We start from the raw sequence: 12,868 nt of genomic DNA on the forward strand, positions 1-12,868 counted from the left end.
CAGCCATTTATTGGCTGTACAGCTGTTCTTTTTGTATTGTTCGGTTATTGTTTTTTACGAAAAGCAAAAAGAAGCGGAGGGGAAATTTGGAACTGGAGGAGCGAATGCGACCGCCTTTGTGTTTGGATTTCTACCGCGAGAAGCGGTTATATTCAGGAAATCCAAACACAACAGCGGCCGGAAGTCCAAATGTTCACCGCAGCGACGACCAAGCTTTAAGTTGTAATAATTCTTTATCTTTTCTTTAGATTTGGTTTAGACTGGATTAAGAATGGCAGGCTATAGTTACAAAGAGCGCGGCTTGCATGACAAGATAGAGGGGGATTCACCATGTATACCATTCTCATAGCCGATGACGAATCGGAGATTGTTGAGCTTCTGCAGCTGTATCTGGAGAAGGAATATAACATTTTGACGGCAGAGAACGGAATCGAAGCCTTGAAGCTGATGCAGAATAACAAGATTGACCTGGCGATACTGGATATTATGATGCCGGGGATGGACGGGCTGCAGCTGCTGAAGCGGATTCGGGAGCACGAGCATTTCCCTGTACTGTTCCTGTCCGCCAAGAGCCAGTATCATGACAAAATCCTGGGTCTGGAGCTTGGTGCGGATGATTACATCGCTAAGCCTTTTAATCCATTGGAGATTGTGGCGCGTGCCGGGGCCATGCTGCGGCGGGTACATCAGTTCGATGCCAAGGCAGCGGAGGAGGAGAAGCCGAATGAGCAGATCGTGCTCGGCAGGCTGACACTGGACCGGAGCACCTGTCAGGTTGAGGTGGCCGGGGAGGCCGTCGCTCTGACTTCTACCGAATACAAAATCCTGGAGCTGCTGATGCAGCAGCCGGGCCGTGTGTTTACACGCAAGAAGATATATGAGACTGTCTGGGAAGATTTCTACGTCTACGAGGACAACAGCATTATGGTGCACATCAGCAACATCCGCGACAAGATCGAACGAGATTCCAAGAGACCGGAATACCTGAAGACGATCAGGGGATTGGGGTACAAAATTGAAGCACCCGTGGAAAAGTAGAGATAACCGCCCGCTGCAGACGTCGCTGACCATCGACTTCCTGCTGTTCAACTGCATGCTGCTGATGCTGGTGTTAGTGGTCTACCTGTTCGTACAAAAGGATATCGCCCAAGTCATCCGGGACCGGATGACGCCAGATCCCAATCTGTCCGTGGAGGCCGGGACGTACCGGGAGGAGCTGGGCCAGGGGCCGGAGAGTGAGCGTCTGCTGAAGAGCGGAGGCTGGCTGGAGCTGCTGGATTCCGGCAAGCGGGTGATTCAGGTCATTGGTGAGAAGCAGGATGATATTCAAGCTTATGAAGAGGACATGCTGTATCTGGGACTGGAGAACCGCAGCGACCAGCCCTTTTACTATTCCATCACGAGTGTTACGGAGCAAGACAGCGGGGCAGCCTGGATGTTGCTTAAGATTCCCCGCGATGTAATTAATATCTCCATTAACAACGAGTTTCTGGTCTCCTATCTGAATCATTCGGTGTTCTTTTATGTATTCCTGGTCAGCGGGTTGATTCTGCTGCTGATTTTTGTCTACAGCTATTGGGTCTCCAGACGGATCAAGAAGCCGCTGCGGGTGCTGAATCTAGGCTTGAACCGTATGATGGAAGGGCATTACAACACCCGGATCGCCCTCTATGCGGAGACGGAGTTCCTGCGGATTGGCCACAGCTTCAACTATATGGCTGATGTGATCGAGAAGACCACCGAGGAGAAGCGCCTGGCTGAGAAAAGCAAGCAGCGGCTGATGGTCGATCTGTCGCATGACCTGAAGACCCCGATTACCAGCATCCAGGGGTATGCGCAGGCCCTTATCGAAGGACGCGTGACCGACCCGGAGCGGCAGACGAAATATTTGAATTACATCTACACCAAGTCCGTGCAGGTCACCAAGCTCATTACGCATATGCTGGATCTGCTTAAGCTGGACTCACCCGATTTCATCCTGCGCATAGAGCGCCTTGAACTGGGCGACCATCTGCGGGAGATTATTGCTGACACCTACGGCGAGATTGAGCAAAAAGACTTCGAGCTTCACCTGCAGGTGCCCGAAGAAGAGGTCTATGCCCGTTATGATCCCGAGCTGTTCGCCAGTGTCATCAACAACCTGATCGGCAATGCGCTGGCCTACAATCCCGAAGGGACGCGCATCCGGGTATCTGTGATTCCCGAGGACACGCAGATCAGGATCGAAATTGCGGACAATGGAGTCGGCATTCCGAGGGAGCTGTGGTCTACAATCTTTGACCCCTTTGTGCGGGGAGATGAAGCGCGGACTACGGCCAGCGGAGGAACCGGACTGGGCTTGTCCATCGCCAAGAAGAATGTGGAGAAGATGGAGGGCACGCTGCTGCTGGAGAGCAGGGAAGGGGAGCTGACGGTGTTTGTGATCCGTATCCCGAAATAGAGGAAATAATTAACTTCTTGTCGAATGTACTGATCTGGAAGATTCCGGCACCTTGCCGGGACACCTAACTTACATCGGGGGAAGGAATTAGAACATCTATGAAAAAACTTGCATTACTGCTCACCACTCTGCTGCTTACGCTCGGACTGGTCTATCCGGGAGGCGCCGGACAGGCAGCGGCCGCAGCCGCACCGGTGTACACGGAGATTGCTACGTTTGTCGAAGGTAACCTGCTTATTTCGCCAGTTAAATCTGTACTTGTGAACGGCTCTGCCTACGTACCGGTTAAGCTGGCCGGGCAGATTCCCGGTTTCACTGTGGCGGCAGATACTACTGGCGTAACGCTCACAGGCAGCAAAGGAAGTACCAAGCTGAACAAGGATAACTCCATCTTGTATAAGAACACCAACTACGTGGCCTTCAAAACCCTGCTGAAGCTCGGAGCGATCGACGGCAAATATGCCTCCAGCGCCATAGCGTTGTTCGTCTGGAGCACAGAGGATGGCAAAAATAAGAGCAACAGTATGCTCTACGCCATCAGCAAGCTGCCAGGTACCATGGGCATTGTGCTAGGCAAAAAGGTGTATTTATATGGGCACCCAGGAAGCCATTGGGTGAAAAGTGTACAGTACGTTGATGACAACAACCAGAACTTTGTGATGCAAAATGAAGCCGGAGCCGAGTGGGTCCTGGACTTGAACGATTTTGTGGACAATACCATGTATTATAGTGAGAATATCGATTATCTGAAGTATTACTATAATGGACAAACGGTGTGGACCCGGAACGCCAAGATTAGTGATAGTCCGTTCAAGAACTTTGAGAAAGCAACCATCGCCAATTTCCGCTCCAATCCTGTAAACGGGAATTTAGAGATGATCATCCGCCGGGCCAACGGGCAGGAGATTCCGGTGGAGATTGATCCAACTGCGGGTGATTATGGTGATTACGTCGAAGACATCTTATATTTCAAGAATCCGCAAACCACCTTCAAGATCAGCGATAAAATGTGGTCTGCCATCCGTGAAGAGCGGGCGGTCAGCGGCATGACGATCACAGAGCTTCTGCTCTCCTGGGGAGACCCGGACGAGGTTTATGACGGGTATGTAGTGTACGGCAACCAATATGTCTATTTCATCAATGATAAGGTCTTCTCTATAGTTAATTTGTAATTCAGCGTGGAAAAGCGGCTTCCCGTCAGCGGGCCTGCACAAGGAATTCACAGAATTCCTTATGCAGGCTCTTTTTCTGTTGCTTGGACAGGTTAGCAGGTGTAACTGTTCCAGTTTTGAGCTTCAGTGATTTCATGTATAATGAATGAACTGGAACCAGCTATTCTTTTACACTCTAGGAGGACATTATGCAGCTCATTCAACCCGAGGCCATTCAGACTCGAATCGACAATTTCGTCTCTGAGGATCTATATATCCATCTTGAACTTACTAACGGAGCTTACGCCAGCCATTTCGACAGCTCTCGTGCTCCGGGCTCGGTGTTCATCAGCAATGCCGAGATCCGTTACACCCACGGCTCCATCTCAGGGACAGGACCTTACCGGGTCGGCCTGAAGACGGAGCAAGGCTGGATTTACGCCGAAGGACTTACCCATGTGGATGAGCACGATACGGAGCGGCTAATTCTGGCCGGGCATGACAGTCAGGGCAAGCTGATTGTGGCGTTGCAGCTTAGCCGGAGCCCTTTTTAATGATACTGGAGGAGTAAGCAGACATGAATAATAAATCTATGGACCATGCAAGAATCCTGGTGGTACTTCCCCATCCTGACGATGAAGCCTACTTCATATCCGGGACACTGGCGATGTATATCGCAGCAGGTGCAGAGGTGACCTATGCCTGCCTGACACTGGGAGAGATGGGCCGTAACATGGGCGTTCCGCTGATTGCAAACCGCACGACCCTGCCGGCCATCCGCCAAGCTGAGCTCGAAGCTTCCTGTAAGGCCATTGGGATTCAAGACCTCAGGATGCTGGGCTTCCATGACAAAATGATTGAGTTCGAAGACCCGGCGCTTCTGGATCAGCGGATTGCATCGCTCGTGAAGGAGCTTGCGCCGTCGCTGGTTATTACGTTCTACGCCGGATATAGCGTGCACCCGGATCATGATGCCACCGGTGCTGCGGTGATCCGTACCATTGCCCGGCTGCCCGCAGCGGAACGTCCGGTTGTACATAGTGTGGCTTTCTCGAATAATCATCAGCAGCGGATTGGAGCAGCCGATGTAGTCATCGATGTCACGCCTTTTATCACTGTCAAAATCAACTCCATTCTGGCGCACCGCACCCAGTTCCAGGCAGATAAAGTGCTTGGCGGCCTTAAACCCGCCGATCCGGCAATCTGCGGCAAGTACGGTACGGAACGCTTCTGGACCTATCCGTTCCCGGAATGCAAGGAACAGCCGGAGGAAGCGGCATTGTGCTGTAAGTGAACAATTATAATGTATACTATTGAGCGGATTGGAGATATTCAGATGACAGAACAACGGGTATACATCCGGTTCCCCGAGGCGGGAGATGCCGCAGAACTGACGGAGATGTATTTGCGTAACCGTAAATTTTTTGAAGAGCATTCGCCTGACATTGGTGAGGAATTCTATACCGTAGAGTATCAGCGCGAGCGGATTGCACAATATGAAGAGGATCGGGCAGCGGACGAGCGCTACGACTTCCTGGTCATTCACAAGGCAGACCGGCGGATCATCGGCAGTGTCAGTCTGTCTTTTGTGGTGCGGGGACCGCTGCAGAGCTGTATGATCGGGTACAGCCTGGACAAGGATTATAATGGTAAAGGCTATATGACGGAGGCGGTGCAGCAGGTCGTGCGCTATGCCTTCGAGGAGCTGAAATTCCACCGGATTACGGGGGAAGCCTCACCGGATAATCCCGGCTCCATCCGTGTGCTGGAGCATGCAGGCTTCCACAAGGAAGGCATTGCCCGGCTGAACGTGAAGATCTGCGGGGTGTGGAAGGACCATCAGATTCTCGCGATTATCAACCCGGCCGATATTAGTTAACGGAGTTAACACACGGATTATTATATAGATTGAACAAAAAAATTAAGTTAAAGGAAAAGTGGCGGAGGGGAATTTTGGAACTGGAGGAGCGGTAGCGTCCGCCTTTGTCTGCGGATTTCAACCGTTAAAAACGGGATGAATTAAGAAATCTGCAGACAACAGCGGCCGGAGGTCCAAAACTTCTCTGGAGTCACGGCTAATCCTAAAACCTGAAAATCAATAGTTCAATTTATTAGCTTAAATATTAACATTGTGGAGGATCACCAATGAGCCAGCGTTTACGAATTACCCGTTCCATGCAGGAAGAGAATGCAGAGCAGGCGCTAACCCTAGAGGAATGCAAGCAATACTTTGCCGATAAATCCGGCTTCAGCTATTCACAGGTCTACACTGTACAGGGTGCGGAGAGTGCGATGTCGATCGAGGGGGATTTTTTCATGTGGAGTCATGAGGGCGCGGAGTACCCGTTCCGGCTGTATATGGGCGATCTGTACGTGGCCTTGTCCATGGAGGCGATTGTGCCTGTGATTCTTGAGATTGCCACGGACCTGCGGGCCGATGTGGTGGAGGGGTAGGGAACCAGAATGAATACATATCAGAACAGAATATGAGAGCTTCACACTCTGCTGACCCGCTTTATGGAGAATGGACCGTTTACCGGATTGCAGGTGGGGATCGTTAGTAATAATGAGAGCTCAGATCAGATCCGTCTTCCAGAGGCTTCCTAGCGGTCATCAAGACTGTGATGGGAGCCTTTGGTTAGTGATCGCCGCCGGGACATGAACACCAGGCACAGGGCAATCCCGGTAAGGACGATCCCCAGAAAGCGGAATCCGCTGAAGCTGAACCGGTCGCCCATGATGATTCCAATCAGCAGGGAGGACAGGATCGTCCCGAAGTATCTGGACGTACTGAATAAGCCGGAGGCTACCCCGATGATCTCTTTCGGCGAGTTGTTGAACAAGGCGGCTTGCATGGCGACATTGTTCAGTCCGTTGCTGATTCCGAAGGCAGCCAGGGCCAGAATAATACCCATTACAGGCGATGCCGGATTCAGCATCACGATCCACACCGCCCCGACGGTCATGAGGATGGCCGAGACTGCCTGAGCAGGCCGGGGACCTGAGGCGTTGATCCATCTTCCGGCGATTGGAGACACGGCGAGCGAGCATAGACCCAGGCTTAACATCAGTAGCCCCGTGTGGAATTCACTGACCTGACGAACGAGCTGCAAATAAGAAGGAAGACCGAAGAAGACGGAATAGAATAACAGATTAACCAGCATAAATTCAATATTGACCCGGATCAGCCCCGGATACCTGGCGAAGGTACGCAGAGGAATGAAGGGCATCGCTGCTCTTAACTCATGTCTTACGAAGACCGCAAGCAGGATGAGCCCGGACAGGCCGATGATAACATTGAATAGGGAGACATGACCGGAGGACTTGGCGGACAGCAATTGCGCAAGCACAGCCACCAGCCCCGTGGCGAACAGCAGAATGCCTGGCACATCTATCCGGTTCATCCATTGCCGCAGGGACGGCTTGGGTAATGCGGCTGTGGACGGCTTGTCTTGCGGGATGGTCCTCCAGGCTAACAGGAAGCTCGCCGTTACGAACGGCAGGTTGATGTAGAAGATGGAAGACCAGCCCCACACATGGATCAAGACCCCGCCGATGAACGGTCCTGCCGCTGCCGCTCCCGATGTAAACATGGACAGCACGGACAGAGCGGAAGCCTGCTTGTCTGTAATATTCACCCGGATGATCGCCATCCCGACCGCGACTACCATACTGGTTCCAATGGCTTGGACAATCCGCAGAACGATGAGTCCCCCGAAGCCCGCAGACCAAGGCGCGAGCAGGGAGGCTGCAAAGACGATCACCAGTCCGGCCAGGAAAATCCTCCTGCGGCCGAAGATGTCGCTGGCTCTGCCCATGACAGGCTGAGCAATAGCGCTGCCAATATAGAATGAAAAAATAATCCAGGAGACAACGGTGAACTCAAGCTTGAATGCTTGCTGCAGCCTGGGAATCGCCACAGCCACCATCGAAGAGTTAAGCGGGTTAAGCATCATTCCCAGCCCAACGGATATCATTAACCACCAGCTGCGTGCATTCATTGTTATTCCCCCTCAAGTACTGTACAGTTATCGTACAGGATAAGAGTTATTTACTCCAACGCATTTCATGTTATGATTTCATAGACTTGAAGGAATGAATGGAGGCGGGATATGGAGCTTCTTCAATTGCAGTATTTTATCGCGGTTGCCCGCCTGGAGCATATGACCGAGGCCGCACACAAGCTGCATGTTACCCAATCCTCCCTGAGCAAGACCATTCAACGGCTGGAGGAGGATCTCGGAGTTTCATTGTTCGACCGGAGCGGGAGGAAGCTGCGGTTAAACGAGCCGGGACGCAGATTTCTTCAGCGTGCAGAGAAGGCGCTGTTTGAATTGGAGCAGGGGAAGCAGGAGCTTAAGGACCTGTTCAGCCTGGAGTCCGGCACCCTTGAGTTAGCGGTAACCACCGCAAGTACATTGCCCGCTATCCTCCGGGCGTTTCGCCTCAAGCAGCCGGACATCCATTTTCACGTGCAAATGCTGTCTATGCAGGAGATGATTACTCTTCTACAGAGAGGAGAAGTTGATTTCTGCTTGTCCTCTCCTCCGGTAAGAGGGAAGGATATTGAATGTCAGGTGGTCTGTAACGATCACATTTACCTTGCCGTTCCAGCCGCTCACCCTCTGGCAAACCACAAGAGCCTCGCCTTGATAGAGCTTAAGAATGAGCGGTTTGTCGGTGTCAAACAAGGCTACGGGATTCGTGATCTGGTGGATTCCGTCTGCCAAGCTTCAGGCTTCATGCCACGCTATGTGTATGAGGGAGACGAACCGGCCCGCTTAATTGATTTGGTGGAAGCCGGGATCGGCCTGGCCTTCATACCGGGTACGGCGAGGAATACGCACGATCATATCCGTCTGATTCCGCTGGAGGACCACGGGCTGGTCAGGGAAATCGCCTTGTTATGGCATAAGGACCGCTATATTTCACAGGCGGGCCTGATTTTCCGTGAGGTTGTTACCGAGTATTTCGCTACGCTATAATGTCACCGGGAGGAATGAACCTATGAACCGTACACAGCTTACAGAACATTCACGCATACTGGTGGTGTTCCCGCATCCTGACGATGAAGCCTTTGCTGCCGCAGGCACACTGGCACAGTATATAGAGCGAGGCGCCGAAGTGACCTATGCCTGCCTGACGCTGGGGGAGATGGGGCGTAATATGGGGATTCCTCCGTTCGCGAACCGGGTTACGCTGCCAGAGATCCGCAGGGAGGAGCTTCGTGCTTCCTGCCAAGCTATTGGGATACAGGACTTAAGGATGCTGGGCTTCCATGATAAAATGATTGAGTTCGACGACCCGCGCCTGCTGGAGGATACGATGCTGTCCTTACTCCGCGAGCTGACTCCGTCCCTCGTGATCACGTTCTATCCCGGCTACAGTGTGCATCCTGACCACGATGCTACCGGAGCTGCTGTCATTCGCGCGGTCCGGCAGCTGCCGCCTGCGGAGCGGCCGGTTGTTCACTGCGTCGCCTTCGCCATCGGCCATGAGGAGCACATCGGTCTCCCGGATGTGCATGTCGATGTCACCGCATACCTGGACAAGAAGATGGCCTCTATCCAGGCACACCGTTCCCAATATCAGGCGGCGGAGCTGGTCGGTAACCAGGAGCTGACGGCGGAGGATATTCAGCTCCGCTTCGGGCAGGAAGCCTTCTGGACCTACCCCATGAACACACAACACTAAGAGAAAGCGGGAATACCTTATGAATCTTACGAATCAAAAAGATAGAATGCTTGCAGGATTACCCTATAAAGCGTGGCTGGACGGATTAACCGAAGAGCGGACAGCCGCCAGGCTGCTGGTTCACCAGCTCAATTCACTTTCTCCAGATGCTCATGAGGAGAGGGACGGGCTGATCCGCAGGCTTTTGGGCAAGACGGGGGAGCTTGTGCATATTGAGACTCCCTTCCGCTGCGATTATGGATCGAATATCACTGTAGGGAATAATTTCTATGCCAATTTCAACTGTACGATTCTCGATGTAGGCAAGGTGGTCATCGGCGAGAATGTCATGTTCGCTCCGAATGTATCGCTTTACACAGCGGGCCATCCCATCCATCCCGATTCCCGGAATTCAGGCTATGAATACGGGATTGCCATCACCATCGGCAACAATGTGTGGATCGGCGGGAATGTCATTGTGAATCCGGGTGTAACCATCGGGAACAACGTAGTCATCGGGGCAGGCAGTGTGGTGACCAAGGATATCCCCGATAATGTGATCGCCGTAGGCAGCCCGTGCAGAATTGTCCGTGAGATCACGGAGGAGGACCGGAAATATTATTACAAGGATAGAGAGTTTGACGTCACGGACTACGTGTAGAATCGCTGCTATACCGTCCTTAAGGGACAGAATTCGTTCTAAATAAGCACATAAGTAGCCCTCAGCGGTCCATGCACCCCGACCACCAGCTTCATTTCAATATCTGCGGAATTGGAGGGACCGGAGATGAAATTAATCGATGAACCCACCGGTTCTCCCGCCTGAATTCTACGGTTAAACACTGCGGCGGCATCCGTGGAGCGAAGCACCAGCTTCTCACGTTCAATCACCGCAATATAATGGGCGGGGAGGAAATGGAGCGACCGTCCCTGATCGGGGCGGCTCTCCACCACAACCGTTCCAGATTCCGCAAGTGCGCAGTCGGCGAAGACAATGGCTGTATTCGCCGATTCAGCACGCCTGATATTCTCCGCCCGTCCCGCCGCTTCCTCCCATACGGCAGCATCCGGGAATGCCAGCCCGTACTCCCTGAACCGGGGATCACCGGAAGTCATCACATTCCCGCCGCCATTTGCCTCTAACAGATCATCTAACGTTCTCTGCAGCAGCTCCCGCGTCGTCTCAATCACCTGAGTGTGGATGAAGAAGCATTGCTCCTTAAGCATCTCGACAAGGTCTTCCTGGGTAAGCGGGCCGTAGCTATCGGGAATGAACTCCTGGATCGCCGGACGCTGAACCTCTGACTTCCGTGCCCGGCCCAGCTTGGCGGCAATGGTATTCAGAAAAGCCTCCTTATTCGTATTCATATTACTCTGCCCCTCCTTTGCGCTTCTCCAGCCACACCCGGAAGCTGTCCTGCGGCTTGACGGGCTGCTTCAGGTCGCGCGAATGAATCCACCCCTGAATAATTGCCGTCCCCCGTACAATACGTCCGTGCTTGCTCATGATCCGGCTGGCGGAATGAGCTAGTCTGAGGGTTTTGCCGAACAGGGCAGGGGAGGAGAGCAGCTTGGCGGCTGCCTTCATCTGGAATCGGTCAGCAGCGCCGGTTCTCTTCTGCTTCACTATGTTCTGACGGTGCATAATGAGCTGCTCATGCAGCGGGATTTTTACTGGGCAGACATCGGTACACGCCCCGCAGAGGCTGGAGGCATACGGCAGCTCCTTATAATCGTCATAACCGCCAAGCAGCGGGGTTATGACTGCCCCAATTGGACCCGGATAGATGGAACCGTAAGCATGGCCGCCGATATGGCGGTAGACCGGACAGACATTCAGGCAGGCACCGCAGCGGATACATTGCAAGGCCTCGTTAAACTCACTTCCCAGAATATCGGAACGGCCGTTATCAACGACCACCAGATGGAATTCCTCCGGCCCGTCGGTCTCACCCGCCGCTGACGGTCCCATGACGGTGATATAGCTGGTCAGCTTCTGGCCGACAGCACTGCGGCAGAGCAGATTATCCAGAATCTCCATTTCTTCAAGTGTGGGTACAATGCGCTCCATGCCCATAACTGCGATATGCGTCTTGGGGATCGCAGCGGTGAGATCTCCGTTCCCTTCATTCGTGACGAGATTAATTGCGCCCAGATTGGCGATGGCGAAATTACAGCCCGTAATCCCGACCTCCGCATCCAGGAACTTCTGGCGCAGGATGGTGCGGGCGAAACCGGCCAGCTTCTCCGGCGTCTCGTCGCCGGTATATCCGAGCTTCTCTGCGAAGACGCGTCTGATCTGCTCCCGGTCTTTATGCAGTGCAGGGGCTACGATATGGGAGGGAGGGTCCCAGTCATCCATTTGCAGAATGTACTCTCCCAGATCGGTCTCAATCAGCTCGCAACCGGCTTCAAGCAGCACACGGTTCAGTTCAATCTCCTCAGTAACCATGGACTTGGATTTGACGATTCGCGTCGCCTGCTTGCGTACAATAACATCCCGTATATAACTGCTGGCCTCTTCCTTGGTTGCGGCAAAATAGATATGTCCGCCTTGCCGCTCAATATTATCCGCAAGCTGCTCCAGATAAAAATCCAGATTCGCCAGCGTATGCTGACGGATAAGCTGGCCGGCCGACCGCCACTTCTCCCAATCTCCTAATGCGGTAGCCGCGGTCAGCCGCCTAGTCTTAAGGCTGTCCTGTGCCGCCCCCACGGCACTGCGCATGAAGGAATCCCCAAGGCCCTCCGAGGTCCGCTCGCTGAAGTTACGTGAATCCGTTTGCAGGCTCAAGTCAGTTCCCCCCTTTGCGTATGCTGGTTCAGCACCTCTGCAATATGCATCACCCGTACCGGCTCACCCTTGCGGGACAGACGCCCGCCGATGTTCATCAGGCAGCCCATATCTGCACTGATCAGGATATCCGCTCCGGTATCCAGCACACAGCCGCATTTCTCTTCGGCCATCTGCCCGGAGATTTCAGGCATCTTCACTGCAAAAGTTCCGCCGAATCCGCAGCAGTTGTCGCTGTTCTTAAGCGGCTCAAGCTTCAGTCCCTTCACCTGCTCCAGCAGCTGGAAGGGAGTCTCCTTCTCACCCAGCAGCCTCGTCATATGGCAGGAGCGGTGGTAGGTGGCCGTACCTTCGAGCGTGGCACCGACATCAGTGACACCCAGCACTTTTACAATGAACTGGGTGAGTTCATACGATTTTTCTTTTAGCGCAACCGCTTTCAATTCCCAGTCCGGGTCACCGCTGAAGATCTTCGGATATTCATGAAACATAGCGATGCAGGAACCGGACGGACCTACAACATAATCCGAAGCCTCGAAGGCCAGCATCATGTTCTGCATAGCAAGCTTAGATTCCTGCAAGTAACCGCTGTTGTACGTAGGCTGGCCGCAGCAGACCTGTGAAGCGGGGTAATCAATCTCGCACCCGAGCCGCTCTAGCACCTCCACCATGGCAATACCGGCGTTCGGAGCCATAAGATCTACCAGACAAGTGGAAAAAATACTGACTCGCACTCCCATCCCTCCCATCAATGAAAACTTATACTCACAGCTTAACTCAACAAGTCAATGAAAAACAACACAAAAACAA

At 53.0% G+C, this 12,868-nt stretch carries 14 protein-coding genes; 10 read left to right on the forward strand and 4 right to left on the reverse strand.

Features of this window, described 5'->3' with window-relative positions; all coding sequences use genetic code 11:
• The first annotated feature begins 330 nt into the window (after positions 1-330).
• The 7 genes from MKX51_RS14610 (at position 331) to MKX51_RS14640 (ending at position 6,045) form a co-directional block, all read left to right on the forward strand.
• Positions 331-1,038 carry a response regulator transcription factor gene (locus tag MKX51_RS14610; protein WP_340940828.1) on the forward strand — a complete coding sequence of 236 codons (708 nt, stop codon included), beginning with the start codon at positions 331-333 and terminating at the stop codon, positions 1,036-1,038.
• On the forward strand, positions 1,016-2,440 hold the full coding sequence (locus MKX51_RS14615; RefSeq protein ID WP_340992877.1) for a sensor histidine kinase: 1,425 nt from the start codon (positions 1,016-1,018) through the stop codon (positions 2,438-2,440). The genes MKX51_RS14610 and MKX51_RS14615 overlap by 23 nt, the downstream gene beginning before the upstream one ends.
• 98 nt (positions 2,441-2,538) lie before the next feature.
• Positions 2,539-3,612 carry a hypothetical protein gene (locus MKX51_RS14620; protein ID WP_340992878.1) on the forward strand — a complete coding sequence of 358 codons (1,074 nt, stop codon included), beginning with the start codon at positions 2,539-2,541 and terminating at the stop codon, positions 3,610-3,612.
• A 188-nt stretch (positions 3,613-3,800) separates the two neighbouring features.
• Positions 3,801-4,145 (forward strand): YojF family protein, encoded by a 345-nt coding sequence (locus MKX51_RS14625; protein WP_340992879.1) that lies wholly within the window; start codon positions 3,801-3,803, stop codon positions 4,143-4,145.
• A 23-nt stretch (positions 4,146-4,168) separates the two neighbouring features.
• A complete protein-coding gene (bshB2, locus tag MKX51_RS14630) occupies positions 4,169-4,885 on the forward strand; it encodes a bacillithiol biosynthesis deacetylase BshB2 (RefSeq protein ID WP_340992880.1) in 717 nt (238 codons plus the stop codon).
• Positions 4,886-4,927: 42 nt separating this feature from the next.
• Complete coding sequence (locus tag MKX51_RS14635) at positions 4,928-5,470, forward strand: GNAT family N-acetyltransferase (RefSeq protein ID WP_340992881.1); 543 nt, start codon at positions 4,928-4,930, stop codon at positions 5,468-5,470.
• Positions 5,471-5,736: 266 nt separating this feature from the next.
• A complete protein-coding gene (locus tag MKX51_RS14640) occupies positions 5,737-6,045 on the forward strand; it encodes a hypothetical protein (RefSeq protein ID WP_340992882.1) in 309 nt (102 codons plus the stop codon).
• A 149-nt stretch (positions 6,046-6,194) separates the two neighbouring features.
• On the opposite strand, the gene MKX51_RS14645 is transcribed toward MKX51_RS14640, so the two are convergent.
• Positions 6,195-7,592, reverse strand: coding sequence for an MFS transporter (locus tag MKX51_RS14645; RefSeq protein ID WP_340992883.1), 1,398 nt, complete (start codon positions 7,590-7,592; stop codon positions 6,195-6,197).
• Between the two features lie 111 nt (positions 7,593-7,703).
• Between MKX51_RS14645 and MKX51_RS14650 the strand changes: the two genes are divergently transcribed.
• From MKX51_RS14650 to MKX51_RS14660, 3 genes are read left to right on the forward strand one after another with little or no spacing between them, the layout of a single operon-like run.
• Positions 7,704-8,576 carry a LysR family transcriptional regulator gene (locus tag MKX51_RS14650; protein WP_340992884.1) on the forward strand — a complete coding sequence of 291 codons (873 nt, stop codon included), beginning with the start codon at positions 7,704-7,706 and terminating at the stop codon, positions 8,574-8,576.
• Positions 8,577-8,598: 22 nt separating this feature from the next.
• Positions 8,599-9,285, forward strand: a complete 687-nt coding sequence (bshB2, locus tag MKX51_RS14655) for a bacillithiol biosynthesis deacetylase BshB2 (protein ID WP_340992885.1) — start codon at positions 8,599-8,601, stop codon at positions 9,283-9,285.
• 19 nt (positions 9,286-9,304) lie between these two features.
• Complete coding sequence (locus tag MKX51_RS14660; protein ID WP_340992886.1) at positions 9,305-9,925, forward strand: sugar O-acetyltransferase; 621 nt, start codon at positions 9,305-9,307, stop codon at positions 9,923-9,925.
• 38 nt (positions 9,926-9,963) lie between these two features.
• Here the strand turns inward: MKX51_RS14660 and MKX51_RS14665 are convergent, their stop codons facing one another.
• Genes MKX51_RS14665 through MKX51_RS14675 form a run of 3 tightly spaced genes read right to left on the reverse strand, consistent with a single transcriptional unit; the run spans position 9,964 to position 12,792 of the window.
• Positions 9,964-10,632 (reverse strand): LutC/YkgG family protein, encoded by a 669-nt coding sequence (locus tag MKX51_RS14665; protein ID WP_340992887.1) that lies wholly within the window; start codon positions 10,630-10,632, stop codon positions 9,964-9,966.
• 1 nt (position 10,633) lies between these two features.
• A complete protein-coding gene (locus tag MKX51_RS14670) occupies positions 10,634-12,058 on the reverse strand; it encodes a LutB/LldF family L-lactate oxidation iron-sulfur protein (RefSeq protein WP_340992888.1) in 1,425 nt (474 codons plus the stop codon).
• Positions 12,055-12,792, reverse strand: a complete 738-nt coding sequence (locus tag MKX51_RS14675) for a (Fe-S)-binding protein (RefSeq protein ID WP_340992889.1) — start codon at positions 12,790-12,792, stop codon at positions 12,055-12,057. Before MKX51_RS14675 ends, MKX51_RS14670 begins: the two co-directional genes overlap by 4 nt.
• Positions 12,793-12,868 lie beyond the last annotated feature (76 nt).

It is taken from the genome of Paenibacillus sp. FSL M7-0420 (assembly GCF_038002345.1).
Classification (GTDB): Bacteria; Bacillota; Bacilli; order Paenibacillales; family Paenibacillaceae; genus Paenibacillus_AQ.